This is a genomic window from Comamonas thiooxydans, assembly GCF_002157685.2.
In the GTDB taxonomy this organism is placed as follows: Bacteria; Pseudomonadota; Gammaproteobacteria; order Burkholderiales; family Burkholderiaceae_C; genus Comamonas; species Comamonas testosteroni_H.
This window is the reverse complement of the sequence record NZ_AP026738.1, coordinates 5,248,083-5,273,462: the sequence shown is the minus strand read 5'-3', so window position 1 is coordinate 5,273,462 and position 25,380 is coordinate 5,248,083. Positions and strand designations below refer to the sequence as shown.

21 protein-coding genes are annotated in these 25,380 nt (G+C 58.1%); 17 read left to right on the top strand and 4 right to left on the bottom strand.

Annotated elements, in window-relative coordinates; genetic code table 11:
- Nucleotides 1-28: 28 nt before the first annotated feature.
- The 3 genes from CTR2_RS24530 (at nucleotide 29) to CTR2_RS24520 (ending at nucleotide 4,080) form a co-directional block, all read left to right on the top strand.
- Nucleotides 29-1,105, top strand: a complete 1,077-nt coding sequence (locus CTR2_RS24530) for an ABC transporter ATP-binding protein (RefSeq protein ID WP_087080267.1) — start codon at nucleotides 29-31, stop codon at nucleotides 1,103-1,105.
- Nucleotides 1,106-1,107: 2 nt separating this feature from the next.
- Nucleotides 1,108-2,868: a putative 2-aminoethylphosphonate ABC transporter permease subunit gene (locus tag CTR2_RS24525; RefSeq protein WP_087080269.1), complete on the top strand. Its 1,761-nt coding sequence runs from the start codon at nucleotides 1,108-1,110 to the stop codon at nucleotides 2,866-2,868.
- Nucleotides 2,869-2,964: 96 nt separating this feature from the next.
- Nucleotides 2,965-4,080 (top strand): TIGR03364 family FAD-dependent oxidoreductase, encoded by a 1,116-nt coding sequence (locus tag CTR2_RS24520; protein ID WP_087080271.1) that lies wholly within the window; start codon nucleotides 2,965-2,967, stop codon nucleotides 4,078-4,080.
- 106 nt (nucleotides 4,081-4,186) lie between these two features.
- On the opposite strand, the gene CTR2_RS24515 is transcribed toward CTR2_RS24520, so the two are convergent.
- The 3 genes from CTR2_RS24515 to CTR2_RS24505 form a co-directional block, all read right to left on the bottom strand.
- Complete coding sequence (locus CTR2_RS24515; RefSeq protein WP_087080273.1) at nucleotides 4,187-5,281, bottom strand: TFIIB-type zinc ribbon-containing protein; 1,095 nt, start codon at nucleotides 5,279-5,281, stop codon at nucleotides 4,187-4,189.
- A gap of 88 nt (nucleotides 5,282-5,369) precedes the next feature.
- Nucleotides 5,370-5,753, bottom strand: a complete 384-nt coding sequence (locus tag CTR2_RS24510) for a bleomycin resistance protein (RefSeq protein WP_087080275.1) — start codon at nucleotides 5,751-5,753, stop codon at nucleotides 5,370-5,372.
- A 30-nt stretch (nucleotides 5,754-5,783) separates the two neighbouring features.
- Nucleotides 5,784-6,902: an SPFH and helix-turn-helix domain-containing protein gene (locus tag CTR2_RS24505; protein ID WP_087080277.1), complete on the bottom strand. Its 1,119-nt coding sequence runs from the start codon at nucleotides 6,900-6,902 to the stop codon at nucleotides 5,784-5,786.
- A 389-nt stretch (nucleotides 6,903-7,291) separates the two neighbouring features.
- Between CTR2_RS24505 and glyQ the strand changes: the two genes are divergently transcribed.
- The 7 genes from glyQ to CTR2_RS24470 all read left to right on the top strand — a co-directional run bounded on the left by glyQ (nucleotide 7,292) and on the right by CTR2_RS24470 (nucleotide 16,413).
- Nucleotides 7,292-8,230 (top strand): glycine--tRNA ligase subunit alpha, encoded by a 939-nt coding sequence (gene glyQ / locus CTR2_RS24500; protein WP_003068041.1) that lies wholly within the window; start codon nucleotides 7,292-7,294, stop codon nucleotides 8,228-8,230.
- A 98-nt stretch (nucleotides 8,231-8,328) separates the two neighbouring features.
- Nucleotides 8,329-10,443, top strand: coding sequence for a glycine--tRNA ligase subunit beta (gene glyS, locus CTR2_RS24495; RefSeq protein WP_087080279.1), 2,115 nt, complete (start codon nucleotides 8,329-8,331; stop codon nucleotides 10,441-10,443).
- A gap of 178 nt (nucleotides 10,444-10,621) precedes the next feature.
- Complete coding sequence (locus CTR2_RS24490; RefSeq protein WP_087080281.1) at nucleotides 10,622-12,052, top strand: oligosaccharide flippase family protein; 1,431 nt, start codon at nucleotides 10,622-10,624, stop codon at nucleotides 12,050-12,052.
- The gene (locus tag CTR2_RS24485) at nucleotides 12,036-13,151 is read left to right on the top strand and encodes a glycosyltransferase (RefSeq protein ID WP_087080284.1); all 1,116 of its coding nucleotides are present in this window, start codon (nucleotides 12,036-12,038) and stop codon (nucleotides 13,149-13,151) included. Before CTR2_RS24490 ends, CTR2_RS24485 begins: the two co-directional genes overlap by 17 nt.
- A gap of 13 nt (nucleotides 13,152-13,164) precedes the next feature.
- Nucleotides 13,165-14,145 carry a hypothetical protein gene (locus CTR2_RS24480; protein WP_087080286.1) on the top strand — a complete coding sequence of 327 codons (981 nt, stop codon included), beginning with the start codon at nucleotides 13,165-13,167 and terminating at the stop codon, nucleotides 14,143-14,145.
- Nucleotide 14,146: 1 nt separating this feature from the next.
- Entirely contained in the window at nucleotides 14,147-15,289 is a 1,143-nt protein-coding gene (locus CTR2_RS24475) for a glycosyltransferase family 4 protein (RefSeq protein WP_087080289.1), read from the top strand.
- On the top strand, nucleotides 15,286-16,413 hold the full coding sequence (locus CTR2_RS24470; protein WP_217896223.1) for a glycosyltransferase family 4 protein: 1,128 nt from the start codon (nucleotides 15,286-15,288) through the stop codon (nucleotides 16,411-16,413). Before CTR2_RS24475 ends, CTR2_RS24470 begins: the two co-directional genes overlap by 4 nt.
- Here the strand turns inward: CTR2_RS24470 and CTR2_RS24465 are convergent.
- Nucleotides 16,410-17,525, bottom strand: coding sequence for an MraY family glycosyltransferase (locus tag CTR2_RS24465; RefSeq protein ID WP_087080292.1), 1,116 nt, complete (start codon nucleotides 17,523-17,525; stop codon nucleotides 16,410-16,412). The genes CTR2_RS24470 and CTR2_RS24465 overlap by 4 nt on opposite strands.
- A gap of 141 nt (nucleotides 17,526-17,666) precedes the next feature.
- Here CTR2_RS24465 and argB point away from each other — a divergent pair, with 141 nt between their 5' ends.
- The 7 genes from argB (at nucleotide 17,667) to CTR2_RS24430 (ending at nucleotide 25,330) form a co-directional block, all read left to right on the top strand.
- Nucleotides 17,667-18,566, top strand: a complete 900-nt coding sequence (gene argB / locus CTR2_RS24460; protein WP_003068053.1) for an acetylglutamate kinase — start codon at nucleotides 17,667-17,669, stop codon at nucleotides 18,564-18,566.
- A gap of 157 nt (nucleotides 18,567-18,723) precedes the next feature.
- Nucleotides 18,724-19,443 (top strand): response regulator transcription factor, encoded by a 720-nt coding sequence (locus CTR2_RS24455; protein ID WP_003068054.1) that lies wholly within the window; start codon nucleotides 18,724-18,726, stop codon nucleotides 19,441-19,443.
- A gap of 130 nt (nucleotides 19,444-19,573) precedes the next feature.
- Entirely contained in the window at nucleotides 19,574-21,073 is a 1,500-nt protein-coding gene (locus CTR2_RS24450; protein WP_087080293.1) for a sensor histidine kinase, read from the top strand.
- A 176-nt stretch (nucleotides 21,074-21,249) separates the two neighbouring features.
- Complete coding sequence (slmA, locus tag CTR2_RS24445) at nucleotides 21,250-21,945, top strand: nucleoid occlusion factor SlmA (protein WP_087080295.1); 696 nt, start codon at nucleotides 21,250-21,252, stop codon at nucleotides 21,943-21,945.
- A gap of 187 nt (nucleotides 21,946-22,132) precedes the next feature.
- On the top strand, nucleotides 22,133-22,927 hold the full coding sequence (locus tag CTR2_RS24440; RefSeq protein WP_254913207.1) for a TetR/AcrR family transcriptional regulator: 795 nt from the start codon (nucleotides 22,133-22,135) through the stop codon (nucleotides 22,925-22,927).
- Nucleotides 22,928-23,002: 75 nt separating this feature from the next.
- Entirely contained in the window at nucleotides 23,003-24,799 is a 1,797-nt protein-coding gene (locus CTR2_RS24435) for an acyl-CoA dehydrogenase C-terminal domain-containing protein (RefSeq protein WP_087080299.1), read from the top strand.
- An 87-nt stretch (nucleotides 24,800-24,886) separates the two neighbouring features.
- On the top strand, nucleotides 24,887-25,330 hold the full coding sequence (locus CTR2_RS24430; RefSeq protein WP_087080301.1) for a DUF2147 domain-containing protein: 444 nt from the start codon (nucleotides 24,887-24,889) through the stop codon (nucleotides 25,328-25,330).
- Nucleotides 25,331-25,380: the final 50 nt, after the last annotated feature.

Below are 25,380 nucleotides of genomic sequence, written 5' to 3'. Positions count from 1 at the left end.
CGTTTTTGCACGTTGAAAGTGATTGCAGATGCTGCGCATAGAACATATCGCCAAGCAGTACAAAGACACCCCGGTGCTGCGCGACATTGATCTGTTGGTGGAGGGCGGCGAGTTCGTCAGCCTGCTGGGCCCTTCGGGCTGTGGCAAAACCACGCTGCTGCGCATTCTGTGCGGCATCGAGCAGGCCGACGCGGGCCGCATCCTGTTTCAGGGTGAGGACATCACGCGCTGGCCCGCCGCGCGCCGGGGCTTTGGCGTGGTGTTCCAGAGCTACGCACTGTTTCCTAACCTGACGGCGGCCCAGAATGTGGCTTTCGGCCTCAAGGGCCAGCCTGCGGCGCAGGTGCAGGCCCGGGTGCAGGAGATGCTGGCTCTGGTAGGCCTGGGCGCGCAGGCGCAGCGCTACCCGGCGCAATTGTCGGGCGGCCAGCAGCAGCGCATTGCGCTGGCCCGCGCACTGGCGCCGCGCCCGCGTCTGCTGTTGCTGGACGAGCCGCTGTCCGCGCTGGATGCCCAGGTGCGCACCGAGCTGCGCAGCGAAATCCGCCAGCTGCAGCGTCAGCTGGGCATTGCCTGCGCGATGGTCACGCACGACCAGGAAGAAGCGCTTTCCATGGCCGATCGGGTGGTGCTGATGCACCAGGGCCGTATCGAGCAGCAGGGCTCGCCCGAGCAGCTCTATGCCCGGCCTGTCAGCCATTTTGCGGCCGGTTTTGTGGGACGCATGAACTTGCTGCCCGCCGTGGCCGAGTCGGGTGATGCGGTGCGCGTGGGCGAGGGTCGGCTTGAATGTTGCACTGCCGGCTTTGAGGCCGGCGATGCCTTGCTGGTGGGCGTGAGGCCCGAAAGCGTGGTGCTGCACCCGGCCCAGCCCGCAGCACTGCCCAATCTGTTCCGCGCACGGGTGGTCGAGACCTCATTCCTGGGCTCGCTGGTCCTGGTGCGCGTGTTCAGCCCCACGTTGCAATGCCAGATCGATGTGCAATGGCCGCTGCGCCATGACGCGCGCCTGCCCGACTGGTTGCAGGGCGAGGTGCTGGTGGAGTTGCCGGCTGCTGCGCTGCAGTCGCTGGCAGCGCCAGAGATTTTGCGAAAGGCGGCATAAGCATGGATGCCTCTTCTTCTGCGATGCCAGTGGGAAGCTATGCGCCCGCAGCGGCGTCACGCCGGCAGCAAGGCGCCGGCCCTGCGGCGCCGCGGCAAACGCGCTTTTTCCATTGGGAAAAGCTGTGGCTGGGCCTGTCGGTGCTGGGCCTGCTGGGCGCGCTGCTGGTGGCCATTGCACTGCCCGTGGGGGCGCTGCTGGGGCACAGCTTTGTGTCGGCCGATGGCAAGTTCTCGGGCCTGGCCCAGTACCTCGCCTATGCGCAAACGCCTGGCGTAGGCCAGTCGCTGTTCAACAGCCTGTGGCTGTCGGCCATCAGCAGCACGCTGTGCGTGGCCCTGGCTTATGGCTATGCCTATGGCGTGATGCGCAGCTGCATGCCGCTGGCCAAGTTCTTTCGCGCCATTGCCCTGGTGCCTCTGCTGGCGCCGTCGCTGCTCATGGCCATCAGCCTGATTTATCTTTTTGGCGCCCAGGGTCTGCTCAAGAGCTGGCTGCTGGGCGGCACGGCCTACGGACCGTTTGGTATCATTCTTGGCTCGGTGCTGTGGACGTTTCCGCATGCGCTGATGATTCTGTGCACCACGCTGGCCTCGGGCGATGCGCGCTTGTATGAGGCCGCCGCCACGCTGGGCGCAGGCCGCTGGCGCAGCTTCTGCCAGGTCACGTTGCCAGCCAGCCGCTATGGGCTGATGATCGCCTGGATCGTGGTGTTCGTCCTGGTGGTCACCGACTTTGGCGTGCCCAAGGTGATTGGCGGCAACACGCAGATGCTGGCCACCGATATCTACAAGCAGGTGATTGGCCAGCAAAACCTGTCCATGGGTGCCGTGGTGGCCATGCTGCTGCTGCTGCCTGCGGGCCTGGCCTTTGCGGCCGAGCGCCATTTGCGTGCCCGGCAGGCCGCTGCCATGAGCGTGCGGGCCGTGCCTCTGGTGCCGCAGCCCTGCGCAGCGCTTGACCGCGCACTGCTGGTGTATTGCAGCCTGATGGTTGTGGTGCTGCTGGCGGTGATGGGAGTGGCCGTGCTGGCATCCCTGGTCAGCTTCTGGCCCTATAACCTGACGCTGACCTTCAGGAACTACCAGTTCGACCTGATGGATGGTGGCGGCTGGGCCAGTTACGCCAACTCGCTGACCATGGCCGCGGCCACGGCGGCGACAGGCGCGCTGCTGAGCTTTCTGAGCGCTTATCTGGTGGCCAAGCCCACGGGCTGGGGTCGTGCGCGCCAGTGGCTGCACGCGGTAGCCACGCTGCCCATGGCGGTGCCCGGGCTGGCGCTGGGTCTGGGCTATATCCTGTTCTTCAATGCGGGCAGCAATCCATTGCACTTTCTGTACGGGTCCATGGGCATTCTGGTGCTGTGCTCGGTGGCGCATTTTTTCTCGGTGGCGCACATCACCCAGCTCACCGCCTTGCAGCAACTGGACGCCGAATACGAACGCGTGGCCGATTCCATGGGCGTGCCGTTCTGGACGCTGCTGTGGCGCGTGCATCTGCCCGTGTGCCTGCCTGCAGTGATGCAGGTGGCAGGCTATTTCTTCGTGAATGCCATGACCACGGTGTCGGCAGTGGTCTTCTTGTACTCGCCCGAAACCACACTGGCATCGGTGGCCGTGCTGGCCATGGATGACGCGGGCGATATCGCTCCTGCCGCAGCCATGGCCACGCTGATCTTCGCGACCGCCGCCGCCGGCCGCCTGCTGATTGCGCTGCTGGATGCCTGGCTGCAGAGGCGTACCCAGCACTGGCGCCACCGCTGAGGCGCTCTCCACATCACTTGATTCCCTGAACGTCTCGTGCTGCATCGCCTGGGCGCTGCGGCAGGGATTTGGCTTGTCTGCTTTTTCTGTAACGCTATGAAAAATTACGATCTGATCGTCGTCGGCGCCGGCATTGTCGGCCTGGCCCATGCCTATACCGCAGCTTCGCGCGGCCACTCCGTGCTGGTGATAGAGCGCGACGGCGCCTGCCTGGGGGCGTCGATTCGCAACTTCGGCTTTGTCACCATTACCGGCCAGCGCGCCGGTGCCCATTGGCAGCGCGCCATGCGCTCACGCGATGTCTGGGCGGAGATTGCACCCAAGGCCGGTATCGACGTCATCCACTCCGGCCTGTGGCTGACGGCACGCCGCCCTGCAGCGGCAGCGGTGCTTGAGGCCTTTATGCAAACCGCAATGGGCGAGGGCTGTGAGCTGCTGACATCCGCCCAGGCCGCGGCGCGCCATCCGGCGCTGCGTACCGAAGGGCTGCAATCCGTGCTCTACAGCCCGCATGAGCTGCGCGTGGAGTCGCGCACGGCCATCCCGCAACTGGCACTGTGGTTGCAGCAGGCGCTGGGAGTGGATTTCGCCTATGGCGAAACCGTGACCGAAGTGGCGACGCCCCGCATCACCACCTCGCGCGGCAAGTACCACGCAGAGCGCGTGGTGGTCTGCAATAACGCCGATCCGGGCGGCTTGTTTGCAGGTGAATGGGCGAGTAGCAAGGTCCAGCTATGCCAGTTGCAGATGTTGCGCGTCAAGCCGCAAGCGGGCTTCAAGCTCGAAGGATCGGTCATGGGGGATCTGAGCCTGGTGCGCTACGAGGGCTATAGCGCGCTACCCGAAGCTGCAGCATTGCGCGCTCAGCTGGAGAGCGAGGAGGCCGACAGCCTGAAGCACGGCATCCACCTGATTGCCGTGCAAAGCGCCGACGGTTCGTTGGTGGTCGGCGATTCGCACCACTACGGCAGCGCGCCCCAGCCGTTTGCCAGCGAAGCCGTCGACCAGCTCATGCTGCGCCATATGAGCGAGGCACTGCATATCGACAAGGCCCAGATTGTGGAGCGCTGGACGGGCATCTATCCCTCCAGTGCCGAAGCCCCTTGCTTTGTGAAAGCGCCAGATGCAGCGACACGCGTGGTGGCGGTGACCAGTGGCTCGGGCGCAAGCACGGCGTTTGGTCTGGCCGAAGAGGTGTGGAAGGCCTGGTAGCTGCTACGGATTGAATAGCTGCTGGCGCTTGCAGGTTCTCGAATTTCAAAAAAATGAATTCAGAATCCCAATTTATCAAGCGCAAGTAGCTATCAAATAATGAGCATCACTGCTGCACAAACAGCGGCGCAATCAGCACCAGCAGCAAGATCACGGCCAGCACGGCAAACATGATCTTGACCCAGCTGTAAGGCCGCTCGCCCGCAATCTGGCCGGTATAGCCATTGGCCACGATCTGGTAGGTCTTGCTGCCATAGGTGTAGCCGACCAGCCAGACCGGAACCAGCGTGTGCTTGAAGCTGCGGCCAGAGTATTGGCGCTGGACCTGCAGATTGCGCTGGGTGTCGCCCGGCACCTCGCGCGAGCACATGCTGCGCAGCTGACTGTCCATGTCTTCCTCGTTGATCCTGGCGGCCTTGGAGAGGTCCACCTGGTAGCGCTCCACCGTCCAGCCGCGCACGAACTCCGGGCTGTAGGGCTTGAGGTCGGTGGTGGTCGGGAAGGGCTCCACCTGGCGCAGCAGATGGGCGTGCACGCCCACGGTGCCGGGTACCAGCTCATCGTCGAAGAAATGCTGCAAGCTGCCCGATGCCGGCTCCCAGCGCACATGCTGGACCTGGCGGGTCTGCAGATTGCCGTTGCCGTCGCGATAGGACTCGGTGGTGTAGTAGTAATAGCCGGCCTCTGCCCACCACTGGGCGCTGGCATGGGCGTCGAAGGTCCAGTAGGGCAGATAGACGCCGTGCAGCGTGTCCGTCAGCGCGGCGCTCTTGAGCTTGCTGGGCGCAAACCAGCGGCTGCCATACCACTGGCGGATCTTGTCGCGAATCTGGCCGTCGCTGATCTTGAACGGCAGAATGCTCTGCGGCGTGATGGCGTCGCTGCGCTCCTCATGGGCGACGATGGCCGGCGAGCCGCAGAAGTCGCAGCGCTGGGCCACGTTCTTGCCGAGAAACACCGAGATGGCGCGGCAGTTCTGGCACTGCACCTCGTAGCGCTCGTCCGAGCCCCAGCCGCGGCCGCTGGCCGGGTTGCGCAAGGCCTCGGCCAGATCCTGCTCCACCACGGCGCGTCCCAGCTCGGGCTGTGTCTGCTCGCTCCAGGGCACGACGGTGCCGCAGTAAGGACATTTGAGTGACTGGGCCTTGGCATTCCACTCCAGATTGCCGCCGCATTCGGGGCAGACATGCTTGCCCACCATGGAAGGGGGAGCCGTCTCGGAGACAGGGGTGAATGAAGAGCCGGAAGAGCGAGAAGAGGAAGCAGGTGTGGCCACGGCAAAAACGGGTTCAGGCGGCAGCAGCGGCGGGATGGGTTTCGTAGAAGGTCACGCAGTTGCCATCCTCGTCGAGAAGACTGAATTCCTGGGTGCCCCAGGGCTGCTGGCGCAGACCGCCATTGGGGTGAACCGCATTCTCGGCCAGGCACTGCGCATGCAGGGCGGTAATTCCCGCCACCTGGATGCGGCAGCTGGTCTGTCTGGGAATCTCCGGGTCCTGGCAGGCCCAGAAATGCAGCTCCAGCCCGCCCAGCGAGACGATGGCGTACTCGCCGGGCTGGGCGTGGACGGTTCTGGCGCCCAGCACGCGGGCGTAGAAAGCCACGGTGCGCGCCATGTCCAGCGATGCCAGCACCGGAGTGGTGCTGATGAAAACCGGTTTGTGTTCATTCATGACGTGCACCCCGATGCCATGGATTGCGGATCAGCCGCGCAGGAACTCGTCCAGCGCAGCCTGGGCGATGCGCCACTGGCTGCCAATCTGGCGGGCCTTGAGGTTGCCGGCCTGGATTTCGGCCAGTACATCAGCCTCGGCCACGCCCAGCACCTGGGCGGCCTGGGCAGGAGTCAGCACCTGCAGGCCGGCGGCAGCCGGGGCTGCAGGCGTCTGGGCGGCTTGGGCTGCCGCCGGCGAGAAGGGGTCTGCCACTGCAGCGGCCGGGGCACCTGCAGCACCTGCCGCGCCGCCGCCTTGCATGCCCTTCATCATTTCCTGGGCCATGCCGAAGCCCATGGCCATGGTGGCCGGAATGGTGGCCGCCGCAGCGCCTTCGCCGCCGTTGGCCATGGCCTGGCCCATCTGGTACTTCACATAGTCGTTGAGGTTGCCGATGGCTCCCATGCTGGAGCGCTTGTCGATGGCCTGCTCCACCTCGGGCGGCACGGAAACGTTTTCCAGCAGGAAGCTGGTGATTTCCAGGCCGTATTTCTCGCTGACGGCCGGGTTGATGAGCTGCAGCAGCGCGTCGCCCAGCTCGCTGTAGCGCTGGGCCACATCGAGTGCCGGTACCTGGGCCTTGGCCAGGGCCTCGGAGAAGATGCTGACGATGCGCGAGCGCATGGTGTCGGCAAACTCGTCGATGCGGAAATTCTGGTCCGTACCCGCCACTTCCTTGAGGAACAGGGCGGCGTTGGTGATGCGGAAGTCATAGGTACCGAAGGCGCGCAGACGGATCACGCCAAAGTCCTTGTCGCGCATCATGATGGGGTTGGAGGTGCCCCATTTGTTGCCCGTGAACAAGCGCGTGTTGATGTAGTAGACATCGCACTTGAAGGGCGAGTTGAAGCCGTACTTCCAGCCGCGCAGCGTGGACAGGATCGGGATGTTCTGCGTGGTCAGCAGATGGCGACCCGGATTGAACAGGTCTGCGAACTGGCCTTCGGAGACGAACTGCACCTGCTGCGACTCACGCACGATGAGCTGGGCGCCGTTCTTGATTTCCTTGTCTTCATCGGGCCAGCGATACGACAGCGTGTCGCGCGAATCATCGGTCCATTCGATGATTTCGATCAGTTGCTTGGTGATGATTTTCATGAAATCCATGACGTGCTCCGAAAGAGGATGACGGGAAAGGAATCATTCTAGGAGGCAAACCGCAGCGGCCGGTTCCGGGATGCACGGCAGCTGCGCGGAAATTGTTAAAAAGTGAGCGTTCTGGGTTCTCTATCCATGAGTTTCAGAGTCGATTGATGCTGCATCCGGCTATTCATGGGTGGTAAGCGCTAGCGTTTTTTCCTCACATTTTGAAATCACCGGCCGGGGCCGCTTCGTGAAAATGCCCGCTGTGGGGCCGCGCAGACAGACTACGCCCGGGATCAGTGGCACAGACTTAGAATCTACCGCTTATGCGGTCGATACCGCCCAGAACACCTCTTAATGAAGCTGCCGCCCGCAATCGCCAGTGATTGCTGACGCGCGAACGTATACAAGTCATGCTGACCTTCCAACAAATCATTCTGAAACTGCAGTCCTACTGGGCCGAACAGGGCTGTGCATTGCTCCAGCCCTATGACATGGAAGTCGGCGCCGGCACCTCGCACACCGCGACCTTTCTGCGCGCCATCGGCCCAGAGCCCTGGAAGGCCGCCTATGTGCAGCCCAGCCGCCGCCCCAAGGACGGCCGCTACGGCGAGAACCCCAACCGCCTGCAGCACTACTACCAGTTCCAGGTGGTGCTCAAGCCCGCACCCGACAATATTCTCGAGCTCTACCTGGGCTCGCTCGAAGCCCTGGGCTTCGATCTGAAGAAGAACGACATCCGCTTTGTCGAGGACGACTGGGAAAACCCCACGCTGGGCGCCTGGGGTCTGGGCTGGGAAGTCTGGCTCAACGGCATGGAAGTGACCCAGTTCACGTATTTCCAGCAGGTCGCCGGCATCGACTGCAAGCCCGCCACGGGCGAGATCACCTACGGCCTGGAACGTCTGGCCATGTATCTGCAGGGCAAGGAATCGGTGTACGACCTGGTTTATACCGACGGCCTGTCCTATGGCGACGTGTTCCACCAGAACGAGGTGGAGCAGTCCACCTACAACTTCGAGCATTCGAATGCCGAGTTCCTGTTCAGCGCCTTTGCAGCCCATGAAGGCACGGCCAATCAGCTGATCGACGCCCAGCTGGCGCTGCCCGCCTATGAGCAGGTGCTCAAGGCCGCCCATACCTTCAACCTGCTGGACGCCCGTGGCGCCATCTCGGTGACCGAGCGCGCTGCCTATATCGGCCGTATCCGCAACCTGGCTCGCGCCGTGGGCAAGAGCTATCTGGACAGCCGCGCACGTCTGGGCTTCCCCATGGCCCCCAAGGCCCACGCCGACGAGGTGCTGGCCGAACTGGCCAAGGCCGCAGAGCAGGCAGCGAAGAAGGCCGCTTAAGCCGATCTAAGCCGCTTTTACGCCACCTCTGTCCCATATCCCAAAAAATTCAGCAGCCAGCCTTGATCTAGCAAGCGCTGGCAGCTATCAAGATCATCATGAACGCATCGAATCTACTGGTTGAACTGTTTGTCGAAGAGCTGCCGCCCAAGGCGCTGCAGAAGCTGGGTGACGCTTTTGCTGCCGTTATCTTCGAGCAGCTCAAGGCCCAGGGACTGCTGGCATCGACCGAGTCGCGCCTGACGGCCTACGCCTCTCCCCGCCGTCTGGCTGTGCACATCACCGAAGTGCTGCCCCAGGCCGAAGACAAGGCCGTCTCGCAAAAGCTGATGCCTGTTTCCGTGGCACTGGATGCCGAGGGCAAGCCCACGGCTGCACTGCTGAAAAAGCTGGCGGCCCTGGGTGCTGACGAGTCCGCCGTGGCCGCTCTGAAGCGCCAGGGCGAAGGCAAGGCCGAAGCCCTGTTCTACGAATCCACGGCCAAGGGCGTGCTGCTGACCGATGGCGTGCAAAAGGCATTGGACGAAGCGCTGGCCAAGCTGCCCATCCCCAAGGTCATGCGCTACCAGTTGCAGGACGGCTGGACCAGCGTGCACTTTGTGCGCCCGGCCCACGGTCTGGTCGTGCTGCATGGCACCCAGGTGTTGATCGGCGTGAAGGCCCTGGGCCTGACCGCCGGTGCCGCCACACATGGTCACCGCTTTGAAGCTGCTGTGGACCCCGTGGTCATCCAGAACGCCGACAGCTATGCCGAGCAACTGCGTGAAGAGGGCGCCGTGATCGCCAGCTTCACCGAGCGCCGGGCCGATATCGCCCGCCAGCTGCAGGCGGCTGCCGAACGCATTGGCGGCGACGTGCGCCCCATCGACGACCCGGCCCTGCTGGACGAGGTGACAGCCCTGGTCGAGCGTCCCAATGTGCTGGTCTGCGAATTCGAGAAAGAATTCCTGGCAGTGCCCCAGGAATGCCTGATTCTGACCATGAAGGCCAATCAGAAGTACTTCCCGCTGCTGGACGCCAATGGCAAGCTGACTCATCAATTCCTGATCGTCAGCAACATCCAGCCCCAGGACGCTTCGGCCGTGGTCGGCGGCAACGAACGTGTGGTGCGCCCGCGTCTGGCCGACGCCAAGTTCTTCTTCGACCAGGACCGCAAAAAGACCCTGGCCAGCCGCGTAGAGCAACTGGACAAGGTGGTCTATCACAACAAGCTGGGCACCCAGGGCGAACGCATCGCCCGCGTACGCGCCATCGCCAAGAGCATTGCCCAGCAGCTGGGCAACTCCGAGCTGGGCCGTCTGGCCGATCAGGCTGCCATGCTGGCCAAGACCGATCTGGTCACCGACATGGTGGGCGAGTTCCCCGAGCTGCAAGGCATCATGGGCCGCTACTACGCCCAGAACGACGGTCTGGATGCGGCCGTGGCCGATGCCATCGAAGACCACTACAAGCCCCGCTTTGCCGGCGACGAACTGCCGCGCGGCGATGTCGGCGTGATCGTGGCCCTGGCCGACAAGCTCGAAACCCTGGTCGGCATGTTCGGTATCGGCAACCTGCCCACCGGTGACCGCGATCCCTTCGCCCTGCGCCGCCATGCGCTGGGCGTGATCCGCATGCTGGTCGAAAAGGATCTGGAGCTGGATCTGGAAACCCTGCTGGTCAGCACCTTGCCTGCCTTTGGCGACAAGATCCAGGACGCCACGCCTCAGCTGGTCGAATTCATCTACGACCGCCTGGCCAATATGTTCCGCGAGCAAGGCTACAGTGCCCAGGAAGTGGAAGCCGTGCTGGCCCTGCAACCCCAGCGCCTGTCCGACGTGCAAAAGCGCCTGGAAGCCGTGCGCGCCTTTGCGACCCTGCCCGAAGCTCCTGCCCTGGCCGCAGCCAACAAGCGCGTGGGCAATATCCTCAAGAAGGCTGAAACTACCGTTCAGCCCCAGGTGAACGAGGCGCTGCTGGTGGAGCAGGCTGAAAAGGAACTGTATGCGGTGCTGCAGCAGGTGGCGCCCAAAGCCCAGCAACAGTTTGCAGCAGGTGATTACACCGCCAGCCTGCAAACCCTGGCAGCATTGCGTGCTTCGGTCGATGCGTTCTTCGAACAGGTCATGGTCAATGCCGAAGATCCGGCTCTCAAGGTCAATCGACTGGGCTTGCTGGCTTTGCTCCATGAGGCCATGAATCGGGTGGCGGATTTGGCGAGGCTAGCTGTTTGAACTTGGCTTTTTGAGCTATCAACAAGGAGATGCCGATAATAGGGCATCTCCTTTTTATTTTATGAAATGAAAGTTCATAAAATTGTTGTTAGCGAGTTTTGCGAAAAATAATAGATTCATTGAAAAATGGCAGAATCAATGAGGTCTTCACAGACTGAATTGAATATAAAGGCTGAAATTGATAGCAAAACAAATATTTCAGTATTTTCTCTCGAAGGCCGTTCCGGGAATAATCAACTTTTCCGCAATTGCCATCTACACGCGAATCCTTTCGCCTCATGATTATGGCGTCTACTCCATTGCGCTGATTACATCCACCTTTCTGGCCCTGGTCTGTTTTCAATGGGTTCAGCTATCGCTGTTGAGATTTTATGCAGAAAATATTCATCAGGAAGATAAGTTCCTTAGAACGATTTTCTATTGCTTTGTTATTTCAGCCCTGCCTTTGATTGTCGCGGCTCCGGTAATCTACGTATTCCTTCCTTCACTGAAGTCGTGGCCGGTTCTGGCTTTGGTGGTCGCCTTGGCGGTGGCGCAGGCTTGGTTCGACCTTGCGGCGGAAATAGCGCGCGTGAAGCTGGAACCCCTGCGCTATGGAGCAATGGCTTTCACACGTTCCATGCTCAGCCTGGGTGTGGGTGTGGCGATGGTCATGACGGGCGGTGTTTATTACGGCCCCTTGACCGGGCTTGCTCTGGGATCCTGCGCTGCAGCCTTGATCTTTGGAATGCAGTCCATGCGTGGCAAGATGAATATTCATGCGGGATCGCGCCTGGATGTGGCTTCTTATCTTCATTACGGGCTTCCGCTCACTTTGACCTTTGCTTTGGCTATGGTGATTGCCGGCACTGACAGATTGATGATTGGCAGTCTGCTGAGCGAGTCGGACGCGGGTAGCTATTCAGCTGGCTTTGATTTCATCTGGCAACTGATTACTTTGGCAATGGTGGTCATCAATCTGGCTGTCTATCCCCTCACGCTCAATGCGTATGCAAAGCAGGGCGATGCAGGAGCCCAGATTCAGTTGGCTCGCAATGGTCCGCTGTTGCTGGCAGTTTCCTTGCCATTGGCGTGTGCGCTGGGCATGCTGGCACCTCAATGGAGTGAGTTGGTGCTGGGCAGCGCCTTCAGGGATGTGGGGCGTGCGATCGCGCCATGGATTGCCGCTGCCGCTGTTTTGGCTGGGATACGTGCATACCATTTTGATCTGGCTTTTCAGATCAAGGCGCGCACCAAATATCAGGTGGTGATTGTAGCCATCGCAGCGATAGTCAATATCGCCTTGAATTATTGGTGGATCCCTATTTTTGGAGTAATGGGATCTGCCTATGCCACCGTGATGGCCTACGTCATCACTTTAGGGCTGAGCATGTACTTGGGAAGAAAATTTATAAGAATTCCTTTTTTGAACAAGGATGCAATAAAAATCTTATTCGCTGCCTTGTGCTTTTCCGCCATTTTATGGGGTGCGAAAAATACTTCAGGATATGTTTTCTGGATCTCAGCAATATCTGGTGGATTATCATATATATTGATACTGCTGGGGGTTAATTTTATGGATAGCAGGGATTATTTGCAGCGGAGATTTATGAATGCAAGAGAAGTCTGAGAAAGTTGCTCTCTTCGTCCCCTCGTTGGGCGGAGGCGGAGCAGAGCGTGTCATGGTTCTGCTGGCAAATGGACTGATAGAAGAAGGATTGGATGTAGATTTTCTTGTCGTAAATATGGGGCAAAGGGCTCATGCGTCTGCATTGTCAGAAAAGGTAAATCTGATAGATTTTAAAAAATCTCGCACTTTGGCTGCATTGCCAGAAATGGTGAGGTATCTGAAGAAAAGCAAGCCTCGAGTTATGATTTCTGCATTGGATTATGCCAATGTAGTGAATCTGGTTGCAAGGAAATTGGCCGGTGTTTCAACGAAATTAATCATCACTGAACACAATACATTATCTGTAGCAAGCCAAGGAGATTTTCGCGGGATGGGGCGTATTTTGCCTTGGTTGATGAAGTTGACCTATCCTTGGGCAGACCAGATATTGGCGGTATCCCAAGGTGTGGCCGATGATCTGGCGAACAAGTTGAATATCAAACGTTCCAAGATTGCTGTGGCATATAACCCTGTTGTGACCGAGCAATTGAGCATGCTGTCGGCTCAAGAAGTGCAGTGGCCATGGCCTCGGGTTGAGGGAATCCCTTTTATCTTGGCAACAGGTCGTTTGGCTGCGGCTAAGGATTTCTCCACTTTGCTGAAGGCATTCTCCATTCTGAGAAAGAAAAGGCCGGCCAAGCTGCTTATTTTGGGAGAGGGTGAAGAGCGTGGCATGCTTGAGCAAAAGATCGCTGAGTATGAGTTGGGGGAGGATGTGGCTCTACCTGGATTCGTGAGTAATCCTTATGCGTGGATGGCGTCGGCAGATCTTTTCGTGATGTCCTCGCGCTGGGAGGGGCTTCCGACGGTATTGATTGAAGCCATGGCATGTGGTGCTCCTGTCGTCAGCACGGACTGTCCCAGTGGGCCGGCAGAGATCCTTGAAAATGGAAAATGGGGGCGACTGGTTGCTGTGGGCGATGGCGCTGCCTTGGCAGAGGCCATGGATGCGTCGATTTTAGATGCTGATCGCCACCCCGGTCTTGCAAGGGCGCAGGATTTCAGTGTTAAGAAGTCTGTGCTGAAGTACATGCAATTCATCAAAATATTATCATCCTGATGGATATTTACATATGAATAATACTGGGAAGAGTTTTGGCAGTTTCCTGGCGTTGGCTTTGTTCATGCTATTCATGTGTGCTGTCCCATGGGTTTCTATATATGAATCAATATATCAATTTCCATATGAGGATAGAAGTGTTTATTCGCATTATTTTTTATTTGAAGAAAGTGTATTGAGTTATGTGAAATTCTCAGGGGTCAAGGATTATTTCATTAATGAATTTCTGTGGCATTATTCTGTTATTTCGTTGATGAATAATGGGGTTGACCTAGAGGTAATTTTCTTTTGTGTTTCTTTCTTCTCATTGCTCATGCCAGCTATGCTGGTATTGAAATATGGAAAGCCATGGATGCTGATATTTCTCATAAATCCATTGGTTGTTGATTTTTCATTTTCGCAACTGAGATCTGCTTTAGCTGTTTCTATTCTGATTTTGGCATTTTTCTTGAAGGATAGGAATAGATATATTGCTATTGGAGTGGTGCTTGTGGCCATGCTGGTTCATACTGCATCTATTATTTTTCTATCTATTTATATATTCATCTTGTTTATGGATGAATTTTCCCGAAAATTCAAATTGGGGAAATCTATTTACCTGATTTTTATATTGATGTTTGGTGCATTGATTTCTATTGCTTTGGGACCATTGAGAGAGTGGATACTCATTGTTTTGGGGGATAGAAGAGCTGAATATCCTGATATGCGAAGCTCGTTTCAGTACTCGCTTTTTTGGATGTTGATGCTTTTTGCAATGATATTCAATTATAAAGAAATGATGAAGTCTTTCTTTGGTAAGTACAACTATGTTGTTCTGTCTATAGTTACATTCAATGTTTTGCACGGTGGATACTCCACCAGATTTCTTGCAGCCGCGTTGCCTATTTTTATTTTGACAGTATTTGATTTTGAGCGCTGGTGGAAGATATGCATGGTCTCTATGTTTGTTATTTATATAACTCTTCAGTGGCTTTTTTGGTTAAGAGTTCTATAGAATGCTAATTATTCACATAATTACTGGTCTTGGAGATGGCGGGGCAGAAGCTGTTCTTTATCGCCTATCCACCTCTGATAAAGAAAACTGCCACAAGGTAATTTCTTTAATGGATGGGGGGAAATATGGGGTTCTGCTAAAGGAAGCTGGTGTCGACGTAGAGTGCTTGAATATGCCAGCCGGAAGTTTGACTCCGGGTGGATTGAAGCTTCTGTGGCAACTATTGCGAAATGAAAAGAAGGTGCATGCCGGAACTGATATGGCTGTTCAGACCTGGATGTATCATGGCGATCTGGTGGGCGGATTGGTCGCTAGAACTTCTGGCATCAAGAACATAGTCTGGGGGATTCATCACAGCATTCTGGAAAAGGGAAAGACCAAGGCGTCGACCCGATGGATTGCCAAGATCAATGCCGTGTTGTCCCATTGGATTCCCGAAGTTATTGTCTGCTGCGCTGAAAAATCACGGCTCATTCATGAGGAGATAGGATTCTCTTCGAAGAAGATGAAGGTCATACCTAATGGCTACGATCTTCAGAAATTTTCGCCGAACCCTGCAGACGCCAAACTTTTGAGGCAGGAGTGGGGTATTCCTGAAAACATGCCCTTGCTGGGGATGGTGGGTCGCTTTGACCCGCAAAAGGATCACGACAATCTGATCAAGGCATTGGCTCTTTTGAGGAGTCAGGGCCTAGAGTTCCGATGTGTGCTGGTGGGGCGCGGCATGGATGCCGCCAATCAGGAGGTTACAAGCAAGCTCCTGCGCAATGGCTTGCAAGAGCATGTGCACCTGTTGGGCCAGCGAAACGATATTCCTGCCGTGATGAGCGCGCTGGATCTGCATGTGCTTTCCAGTTCAGCTGAGGCTTTTCCCAATGTGATTGCCGAAGCCATGGCATGCGAGACACCTTGTGTGACCACGGATGTCGGCGATGCCGCTTTGATGGTGGGCGATACGGGCTGGGTGGTGCCGCCCGGCAATCCGCAGGCTCTGGCTGCAGGCATTCAGGATGCTGTGTCGGCCATGGCACAGGCTGAAGCCTGGCTGTTAAGGCAGGCTGCCGCCAGAGCTCATGTATCAAGCAGCTTTGGTCTGGATCGTATGCTGGCATCCTATCGGGATGCATGGGAAGGACGCGTGTGAAATTGGTCTTGCTTGGTACGGTTTCTGCCAGTGTTTTCAACTTTCGCATACCCTTGATCAAGGAGTTGGTGGCGAGAAATCACACGGTATATGTGCTCTGTGTGGACTATGACAATGTCTCCCGAGAAAAAATCGTGGCTCTTGGAGCCATACCTCTGGACTACTCTCTCAATAGAGCAGGACTCAATCCAATCAGGGATCTCGTTGATACCTGGAAGCTGTTTAGGCAATTGAAGACGATCGCCCCCGATGTGGTGCTGTCCTATTTTGTCAAGCCGGTGATCTTCGGCTCCATTGCTGCCCGAATGGCTGCGGTTCCTCGCAATATCGGCATGCTTGAGGGTCTAGGATATGTATTCACCGATCTACCGACCGGGCTGAAGCGCAAACAGAGAGTCTTGCGCTGGGTACAGGTATTTCTTTATCGCCTGGCTCTCCCCGGACTGGATCGCCTGATTTTCCTGAATCCAGATGACTCCGCTGACCTGTTGAGTCGCAACGGCCTAAAGGCAAAGAATGTCAGCATTTTGGGGGGTATCGGAGTGGATCTGGAAAAGTATCCATATATACCGTTGGACTCCCAAAAATCGCCAAGCTTCATCTTTGTAGGCAGGCTTTTGGCGGAAAAGGGTATCAACGAATATGTGGCAGCCGCCAGAAAGGTGAAGAGCCTACATCCAGAGGCCCGCTTTGTGGTGCTGGGTGGTCTGGACGAAGAAAACCCAGGCGGGCTTTCACGCCTGGAACTGGACGATTTGATTGCATCCGGTGTCGTCGAATATCCGGGCCATGTGAGCAGCGTAATGCAGTGGCTGACCGATGCCAGCGTTTTTGTGCTGCCCTCCTATCGTGAAGGCGTTCCCTGCAGCACTCAGGAGGCCATGGCTGTTGGGCGTGCGGTAATTACCACCGATGTGCCGGGCTGCCGCGAAACTGTTGTCGATGGTGTCAACGGCTATCTGGTTCCGCGTTGGGATGCCGAGGCCCTGGCGCAGAAGATGCTCTGCCTTGTCCGCGATCCTGTTCTGGTCGCCAGAATGGGGGAGGAAAGTCGGCGTCTTGCAGAGCAGCGGTTCGACGCCGAAAAGGTCAATGTCCGGCTTATTCAGATATTGCTTGATTAATTGCGACGCGGCGGAATCCAGCGGAAATAGGCCAGCTTGCTGTAGAACGCCAGATAGCAAATAACGCTAATGAAAAAGCAGGTGGCGGTCAGCCATTTGTTCTGGTAGGTGAATACCGCCATCAGGCAGGGTACGGCTGCATACATCCAGAGGAAGGGTGAAGTCAAGCCGTTCTGGATAGGCTTGGAAAAGCTGGAGAATGCTTTCTTGGCCCAGCGTTTATTGGCCAGCATATGCAGATGCACGCCATCGGGCTGGCTGGGGTGGTAGCCTTCTCGAATCGTTTTTCTGATAAAACTGAATCCGACCTCAATAATGGGGTAGGAGCAGATCAATAGACTGGTCCAGGGTGAAACAGAGGTGTTGCGCTCGGGTAGGAGAACTGAAATCCATGCCAGCATGAAACCAAGAAAATAGGCTCCGCCGTCACCCAGGAAGATCTTACCAGCCGGCCAATTCACTAAAAAAAATCCCATGACGGCACCTGCAATAATGAGGCAGGTGAAGGCAAGTGGGATATCTCCCACTTGGCGTGCGATAAAGCCAAAGGCAGCAAGCATGATAATGGCTGTACCTGCCGTTAGGCCATTGAAGCCGTCGATGATATTAATGGCGTTGGCAACGCCGCCGACGGCAAAGGCGGTAAATATGACGGAGATAAGTGTAAAGCTCAAAAGCCAATCTATCCCCCAAATATCCACATGCGTCAGAGAGGTGCCTGTAATACCCCAGCCCAGCACACCGGAAGCCATGGTGGCGAGCAGGCGCACCTTGACGGAGACTTTTTTTGTGATGTCTTCCATGAGGCCGAAAACAAAGGCTGGTATGCCTGCAAGCAGTATGGCACTGAGAATGGCGCGTTTTTCTGCTGCTGCCATACCGTGGCTGGATACTGCATAGCCTACGAATACTCCGATGGCAATCGCAATACCGCCAATTCGAGGTGTGGGGTTGGTATGGAATTTTTGCAAGCCGTCCGTTGTATCCATGGACAGACTGCCATGCCATTTTTTGGTGGTAACCAGTAACACGCAGGTGATAAAGGAGGCAAAACCTGCAAGGAACGCGTCGTACCTGAATAACTCTTGAACAGAGAAAATAATCGAATTCATGGAGTGAGTGGACGTGGAATTGTTTTATATCGTGGGAGGCTGACTCGGGGAAGTTGGCATCTTGCTCGTCTCCAAGAGCATTTGCGGCACAATGCAGCCCATCTGACTTGAACATTGTCCCATGGGACAGAGCCTTGATCTATGACCACCATTGACCCCACCACCCAAATCGCCCCCCGCGACAAAGCCGAAATCCTCGCGCAAGCGCTGCCCTACATCCGCAAGTTCCATGGCAAGACCATGGTCATCAAGTATGGCGGTAACGCCATGACCGATCCTGCCTTGCAGGCTGACTTTGCGGAAGATGTGGTGTTGCTCAAGCTGGTGGGGATTAACCCTGTGGTGGTTCATGGTGGTGGGCCTCAGATTGAAGCTGCGTTGGGCCGGCTGGGTAAAAAGGGTGAATTCATCCAAGGCATGCGTGTCACGGATGAAGAGACCATGGAAGTGGTGGAGTGGGTGCTGGCTGGCGAGGTACAGCAGGACATCGTGGGTCTGATCCATCAGGCCGGCGGCAAGGCCGTGGGCCTGACGGGGCGAGATGGTGGCTTGATTCGTGCCAAGAAGCTCAAGATGCTGGATAACAAGGATCCGAGCATCGAGCACGATGTGGGTCAGGTGGGCGATATCGTTGCCATCGACCCCAGTGTGGTGAAGGCGCTGCAGGACGATGCTTTCATTCCGGTGATCAGCCCTATCGGTTTTGGTGAGGAGAACGAAAGTTACAACATCAACGCCGACGTGGTTGCAAGCAAACTCGCAACAGTGTTGCAAGCTGAAAAGCTGGTGCTTTTAACCAACACTCCGGGCGTTCTGGACAAGGCCGGCAATCTGCTGACGGATCTGACGGCGCGCGAGATTGATGCGCTGTTTGCCGACGGTACGATTTCCGGCGGCATGCTGCCCAAGATTTCGGGCGCTCTGGACGCTGCCAAGGCGGGCGTGAATGCGGTGCACATCATCGATGGACGCGTGCCGCATTCCATGCTGCTGGAAATTTTGACGGACCAGGCGTATGGCACGATGATTCGCAGCCATTGATGAGCCTGTCTGGCCCTGACATGTGGTTGCTCTTCTCGAGTGACTTTTCACATATGGCGTTAACATCGCCGCAGGGCTTTCCCGGGTGGAGTCGCGCTCAAGACTCCGCCGCAAGCCGCCTTTGGGCGGCTTTTGTTTTTGAGCGAGGTAGGACTTTATGCGTTTGCTTCTGGTGGAAGATGATGTGATGGTGGCCAGCGGTATCAAGCTGGGTCTTTCCGATGCCGGTTATGCCGTGGACTGGGTGGGCAGTGCCGAGCGTGCGCTGGAAGTGCTGGCCCAGGAAGCGTTCGATGTGGCGGTGATCGATATTGGCCTCCCAGGCATCAACGGCCTGGAGCTGACGCGTCGCCTGCGCAGCAGCGATGTGGAAAGCAAGGCCATGCCGGTGTTGATCCTCACGGCGCGCGATGCGCTGCAGGATCGGGTGCAAGGCCTGGACTGGGGCGCTGACGACTATATGGTCAAGCCTTTCGAGCTGCCTGAGTTGCTGGCGCGCCTGCGTGCGCTGATGCGCCGCTCCCAGGCTGCAACTTCGGCGGTGCTGAACTTCGGCTGTATCGAACTGGATACGGCGGGCCGCCGCGCCGGCGCACGCCAGCTGCCGCAGGAAGGCGAAACCGAAGGCAAGCTGCTGCCCATTGATCTGGGGCCGCGTGAATGGACGGTGCTGGAGTATCTGTTGCTCAATGCCCCCAAGCCCGCCAGCAAGGAAAAGCTGCTGCAGGCCCTTACCGGTTGGGACCGTGAAATCACGCCAAATGCCGTGGAAGTTTATGTGTCCCGCCTGCGCAGCAAATTGGAGCCGCATGGCGTGGCCCTGCGCTCCATTCGGGGTTTCGGTTATCGGCTGGAGTTGATGCCTGAATCCGTTTGATTCTCTATTTGATAGCTGTCAGCGATTGATTGATATGGGATTTGGTTATTTATATATCTGAATTAGTTATTAATAGAGCGCTTGCAGCTATAAAAATTGAATACTCCGATTTCTCATTAAATAAACATTAATGACCGCCAATCTGCGTTTTCGGCTGCTGGTTCTGCTTTTGGTGCCGTTGATGCTGTTGGCGGCCATGGGGGGCTGGTTCAGTTACAGCTCCGCGGATGAGGCCTCCACCCAGCATGACCAGCGTTTGTTGCGCTTGCTGCCGGCCCTGGCCGATTCGGTGCTCGCGCCTTCGATTGCGGACGGTACGCCACCGCTGGTGTCGCTGACGCCAAGCGTCGAAGATTTTCTGCGCAATCAGGGCGATGAAGCCGGTTATGCCGTGGGCGATCTGCAAGGCAATGTGGTGGCAGGCGATGCCTGGATCAACTTCGATGTGCCAGCGACCGGCACGGCGGAATTCCATAGTCAGGAGCACGACGGTGTGACCTATCGCGTTGCCGTGCTCAAGGCCGAAACCTATGGCGCCGGCGAGATGGTCGTCATGCTGGCCGACAGCAGCGATGTGCGTCAGCAATGGGTTCGCCAGTTGCTGATGCATGTGCTGCTGCCCAATCTGCTGCTGATTGCGGGCGCGGCCGTGGCCATTTACTGGTCGGTGAGCCGGGCCTTCAAGCCGCTGCACAAGCTGACTCAGGCGGTGGAGCGCCGCTCGCCGCGCGATCTGAGCCCGATCGACGAGCAGACCTCGCCAGCCGAGGTCCGCCCGCTGGTGCGCTCGCTCAATCGCCTGTTCTCCCTGGTCAATGCCCAGGCCGAAGGCCAGCGCCGTTTCGTCGCCGATGCGGCCCATCAACTGCGCACGCCGCTGGCGGCCCTGCAGACCCAGGTAGAAGCTTGGGCCCTGAGCGGGCAGGAGGCCAGGCGCCTGGCCAAGCGGACCGGGGAGCAGGCGCAGGTTGTGCTCACGGTGGAGCAGATCGAGCAGTTGCGTGATGCAACCCGGCGCACCTCCCAGCTGGCGCGTCAGCTGCTGGCCCTGTCGCGTGCCGATGCGCGCAATGCCGAGGTGCAGCCGTTGCAGGAGGTGGACCTCAAGGAACTCTGCGAGAGCATGCTTGAGACCTTCATCGATCGCGCATCGATCAAGGAGCTGGACTTTGGCCTCGAGGTCGAGCCTGCATCGGTCTGGGGCCATAGCTGGTTGCTGCGCGAGCTGGTTTCCAACCTGGTAGAAAACGCCATCAAGTACACGCCCAGAGGCGGCAGCGTCACCTTGCGCTGCGGTCTGCGCCCCCGACCCGTGGGCACGGACGATGCCACTTTGCTGCAGATCGCGGGTGTGCAGCAATGGGCTTTTGTCGAGGTTGACGATGACGGGCCCGGCGTGCCCGAGGAAGAGCGCAGCCAGATTACCCAGCGTTTCTATCGCGCCCAGGGAGTGATTGAAGAAGGAACCGGTCTGGGCCTGGCAATTGCCGATGAAATAACGCAATTGCATCAAGGTGTACTGAGTTTTTCAGATGGAAGTTTCGGTAAAGGCCTATTAGTAAGACTTGAAATTCCGGTTCAATCAGTTTCAGAAGGCAGTCATGAGGTATCTGAAGCTCTCAAAGGTTAATTTCTCGGTTACGCTTGCGTGTTGGTGAGAGCGGGGGTGAAAGTTCGGGGTGGAGACCGCAAGCCTGCTGTGTATTAAGGTTGGTTTGACGCACCTGACACCTACCGGTAAGGATAGTCGTGTGCTTAACAGTGCAACTGGCTGTGAGAAAATTGCTAATAAATACTGAGTCGCCTATGTCTGAGTCTGAAGTCCTGTCGCCTGTTTCCAATATTGAAAATCCCGCGGAGGACAGTCCTGCCGCTCCTGCCATGGCTCCTGCGCGCAAGCGCCCCAAGCCCGGCGAACGCCGCGAGCAAATCCTGCAGGCATTGGCCTCCATGCTGGAAAAGCCCGGTGCCGACCGTATCACCACGGCAGCCCTGGCAGCCCATCTGAGCGTGAGCGAGGCGGCCCTGTACCGTCACTTCGCCAGCAAGGCCCAGATGTTCGAGGGCCTGATCGAGTTCATCGAGCAGTCCGTCTTCACGCTGGTGCAGCAGATTGTGGGCCGCGATGTGCCCGAGACCGCGCATGATCCGGTCACGAGCGTGCGCAATGCCAACCGCGTGGTGGCATTGCTGCTGCAGTTTGGCGAAAAAAACCCCGGCATGGTGCGAGTGATGGTCGGCGATGCCATCGTTTTCGAGCACGAGCGTCTGCAGACCCGCATGAACCAGTTCTTTGACCGCATCGAGTCCACCTTGCGCCAATGCCTGCGCCCTGCCGCCGGTGCCATGGGCTCTGCTGCACCGACGGCCGAAGCATCGGTTGCTGCCAGTGTGCTGACCTCGTTTGCGCTGGGACGTCTGCAGCGCTATGCCCGCTCCGGCTTCCGCCGCCTGCCCACGGAACACCTGGATGCCAGCCTGGCCATGATGGTCGTGGTCTGAGTCGCTCGTCAGGCACTCTTTCAGGAACGCCGCAGTCTCAGGACTGGCGGCGTTTTTTATTGCGCATCGAGGCAGCTGAGTCGACACAAGTCCTGGCAGGGAAAGGCTAAGTATTTACCCTTGATGGATTCAAAACCGGTCGGAAATTGTGCAAAATAGAACGAACGTTCGTTTTATTGAGAGTTTCATGGCCTCGTCCTCCGCTTCCCGTTCTTCAACTTCGCCCGCAAGTCGGGATGTGGCGCACCCGGCTGGCCGCGGGGGGGCTGCGGGCAGGAAGACCAGCGCAAAGTCTCGCAAGCTGCACGCAGAGGCGCAAGCTGCGGTTAGCCCCAGTAAGGCCGTGGAGGGGGGCGCCGCCAAGTCTGCGGGCCGATCACTCGCAAAAGGTCAGCAAACCAAGGCCACGATTGTCGAGGCTGCGCTCAATCTGGCCACCCATATCGGCCTTGAAGGGCTGTCCATTGGCGCGATTGCCGAACTCACGGGCATGAGCAAATCAGGTGTGTTTGCCCATTTCGGCTCGCGTGAGGAATTGCAGATTTCCGTGGTGCACGAGTACCACGACCGTTTCGAGCAGGAAGTCTTCTACCCCGCCATCGAGGCGCCGCGCGGCATTCCGCGTCTGCGCGCGCTGTTTGGCAACTGGATGAAGCGCACCTCCATGGAGATCGACTCCGGCTGCATCTATATCAGCGGAGCGGTGGAGTTTGACGATCGCACGGGGCCGGTGCGCGATGCACTGTCCGAGTCCGTCAGCACCTGGCTGGCCGCCATGCGCCGCACCATTGTGCAAAGCCAGGAATGCGGCGATCTGCGTGCCGATGCGGACGCCAGCCAGTTGCTGTTTGAAATTCACGGCCTGATTCTTGCCCTGCATTACGAGGCGCGCTTTCTGCATAGCGAGGGCTCGATAGAGCGGGCTAATGCAGGCTTCAACAACATTCTGGCGCGCTATGCCAGCGAGCCGCCAGCCGCCTGACGCCATTCACAACCCGCGTCAGTTCCAACCCCAAAAGCAAACCGTTCAACGCGCAACCATCACAGGAGACGACAAATGCCCAGCTACAACCCGCCACTGCGTGACATGCAATTCCTCATGCACGAGGTCTTCAAGGTCACCGAGACCTATCAGCAGATTCCCAAGTATGCGGAGGTTGATGCCGACACCATCAATGCGGTGGTCGAAGAGGCGGGAAAGTTTGCGGCCAATGTCACGTTTCCCTTGAATATCTCCGGCGATGAAGAGGGCTGCACGCTGAACAAGGAGACCCACGAGGTCACCACGCCCAAGGGGTTCAAGCAGGCGTATGCGCAGTTCATCGAGGGCGGCTGGCCGGCACTGTCCTGCGATCCGGAGTATGGCGGCCAGGGTTTGCCGTTCGTGCTCAATTCGGCGCTTTATGAAATGCTCAACAGCGCCAATCAGGCATGGACCATGTATCCCGGTCTGTCGCATGGCGCCTATGAGGCTCTGCATGCCTATGGCACGCCGGAGCAGAAGAAGACCTATCTGGGCAAGCTGACCAGCGGCGAGTGGACCGGCACCATGTGCCTGACCGAGCCCCATTGCGGCACTGACCTGGGCCTGCTGCGCACCAAGGCCGAGCCTCAGGCGGACGGCAGCTACAAGATCACCGGCAACAAGATCTTCATCTCGGCCGGCGAGCATGACTTCACCAGCAACATCGTGCACCTGGTGCTGGCGCGTCTGCCCGATGCGCCTGTCGGCTCCAAGGGCATCAGCCTGTTCGTCGTGCCCAAGTTCAAGGTGAAGGCCGATGGTTCGCTGGGTGAGCGCAACCCGATTTTCTGCGGTGCGCTGGAGCACAAGATGGGCATTCACGGCAATGCCACGGCCCAGATCAATATCGACGGCGCCATCGGCACTCTGGTGGGCGAGCCCAACAAGGGTCTGCAAGCCATGTTCGTGATGATGAACGCGGCCCGCCTGGGCGTGGGCAACCAGTCGCTCGGACTGACCGAAGTGGCCTACCAGAATGCGCTGGCCTATGCCAAGGACCGCCTGCAGATGCGCAGCCTGTCGGGCGTGAAGGCCAAGGACAAGCCGGCCGACCCCATCATCGTCCATCCCGATGTGCGCCGCATGCTGCTCACGGCCAAGGCCTATGCCGAAGGCGGCCGCGCGCTGTCCACCTTCTGCGGCCTGCTGCTGGACAAGGAGCTGCACCACCCCGACGAAAAGGTGCGCAAGGACAGCGGCGAGCTGGTGGCCCTGCTGACGCCCATCGTCAAGGCCTTCATCACCGACAACGGCTGGACGGCGACGACCCTGAGCCAGCAGGTCTTCGGCGGCCACGGTTTCATCAAGGAATGGGGCATGGAGCAGTTTGTGCGCGATGCGCGCATCAACATGATCTATGAAGGCACGAACGGCATCCAGGCGCTGGATCTGCTGGGCCGCAAGATCCTGGGCAACCAGGGCGCGACGCTCAAGAAGTTTGGCAAGCTGATCGCCCAGCTGGTGGAGGAAGAAGGCGTCAACGAGAAGATGAGCGAGTTCATCACGCCCATTGCCATGCTGGGCGAGCAGATGACCAAGTTCACCACCGAGATCGGTTTCAAGGGCATGCAGAACCCCGACGAAGTCGGCGCAGCCGCCGTGGACTATCTGCGTGTGGCCGGCCATCTGGTCTTTGGCTACCTGTTTGCCCGCATGGCCCAGGTGGCGCTGCGCGAGATCGCGGCCGGCAATGCAGATCCCTTCTACCAGGGCAAGCTGCAGACCGCGCGCTTTTACTTCGCCAAGCTGTTCCCCGAGACGGCGACGCTGATGCGCACCGCGCGCGCCGGCAGCCAGTCGCTGATGGACAGCGACGCGGCCCTGGCCTGAGGTTCCGCAGGCGCATGCTGTGTTGCTATTGAAAGAGTAGCTTCATGCGCCTATTCATCCCTTGTTTTGAATATAAAGGACCAGGAAATGAAGAAGATCAAAGCGGTAGCAGCTCTTGTATTGGTAGCGGGCAGCATGTCGGCCGCCTGGGCGCAGATGTCGCCCGTGGGCACCTGGCGCAGCATGGATGAAAAGGAAAACACGCCCAAGGCGCAGGTGAAGATCACCGAGGCCGGCGGCGTGGTCACGGGCAAGGTTGAGGCCCTGCTGCGCAAGGGCGCGGACCCGAATGCGCTGTGCACCGAGTGCAAGGACGAGCTCAAGGACAAGCCCGTGGTGGGCATGACGCTGATCAGCGGCGTCAAGAAGGCCGAGGGCAAGGAGGTCTGGGAAGGCGGCAGGATTCTCGACCCCGAAAACGGCAAGACCTATACCGTGCGCCTGACGCCCATCGACGAAGGCCAGAAGCTGGAAGTGCGTGGCTCCATCGGTCCTTTCTGGCGTACGCAGACCTGGATTCGCGTTCAGTAAATCTCAAGACAAAAAACAGCCAGCGCCTCAGTCCCATGCTTTGTCCGTGG

Excerpts from the sequence above, each read along its gene's own strand:
- CTR2_RS24455 (WP_003068054.1), top strand. The coding sequence starts at position 18,724 with ATGCGTTTGCTTCTGGTGGAAGATGATGTGATGGTGGCCAGCGGTATC.
- CTR2_RS24525 (WP_087080269.1), top strand. The coding sequence starts at position 1,108 with ATGGATGCCTCTTCTTCTGCGATGCCAGTGGGAAGCTATGCGCCCGCA.
- CTR2_RS24465 (WP_087080292.1), bottom strand. The coding sequence starts at position 17,525 with ATGAATTCGATTATTTTCTCTGTTCAAGAGTTATTCAGGTACGACGCG.
- glyS (WP_087080279.1), top strand. The coding sequence starts at position 8,329 with ATGAACGCATCGAATCTACTGGTTGAACTGTTTGTCGAAGAGCTGCCG.
- CTR2_RS24450 (WP_087080293.1), top strand. The coding sequence starts at position 19,574 with ATGACCGCCAATCTGCGTTTTCGGCTGCTGGTTCTGCTTTTGGTGCCG.
- CTR2_RS24430 (WP_087080301.1), top strand. The coding sequence starts at position 24,887 with ATGAAGAAGATCAAAGCGGTAGCAGCTCTTGTATTGGTAGCGGGCAGC.
- CTR2_RS24505 (WP_087080277.1), bottom strand. The coding sequence starts at position 6,902 with ATGGATTTCATGAAAATCATCACCAAGCAACTGATCGAAATCATCGAA.
- CTR2_RS24530 (WP_087080267.1), top strand. The coding sequence starts at position 29 with ATGCTGCGCATAGAACATATCGCCAAGCAGTACAAAGACACCCCGGTG.
- glyQ (WP_003068041.1), top strand. The coding sequence starts at position 7,292 with ATGCTGACCTTCCAACAAATCATTCTGAAACTGCAGTCCTACTGGGCC.
- slmA (WP_087080295.1), top strand. The coding sequence starts at position 21,250 with ATGTCTGAGTCTGAAGTCCTGTCGCCTGTTTCCAATATTGAAAATCCC.
- CTR2_RS24435 (WP_087080299.1), top strand. The coding sequence starts at position 23,003 with ATGCCCAGCTACAACCCGCCACTGCGTGACATGCAATTCCTCATGCAC.
- CTR2_RS24515 (WP_087080273.1), bottom strand. The coding sequence starts at position 5,281 with ATGGTGGGCAAGCATGTCTGCCCCGAATGCGGCGGCAATCTGGAGTGG.
- CTR2_RS24485 (WP_087080284.1), top strand. The coding sequence starts at position 12,036 with ATGCAAGAGAAGTCTGAGAAAGTTGCTCTCTTCGTCCCCTCGTTGGGC.
- CTR2_RS24510 (WP_087080275.1), bottom strand. The coding sequence starts at position 5,753 with ATGAATGAACACAAACCGGTTTTCATCAGCACCACTCCGGTGCTGGCA.
- CTR2_RS24520 (WP_087080271.1), top strand. The coding sequence starts at position 2,965 with ATGAAAAATTACGATCTGATCGTCGTCGGCGCCGGCATTGTCGGCCTG.
- CTR2_RS24480 (WP_087080286.1), top strand. The coding sequence starts at position 13,165 with ATGAATAATACTGGGAAGAGTTTTGGCAGTTTCCTGGCGTTGGCTTTG.
- CTR2_RS24475 (WP_087080289.1), top strand. The coding sequence starts at position 14,147 with ATGCTAATTATTCACATAATTACTGGTCTTGGAGATGGCGGGGCAGAA.
- CTR2_RS24440 (WP_254913207.1), top strand. The coding sequence starts at position 22,133 with ATGGCCTCGTCCTCCGCTTCCCGTTCTTCAACTTCGCCCGCAAGTCGG.
- argB (WP_003068053.1), top strand. The coding sequence starts at position 17,667 with ATGACCACCATTGACCCCACCACCCAAATCGCCCCCCGCGACAAAGCC.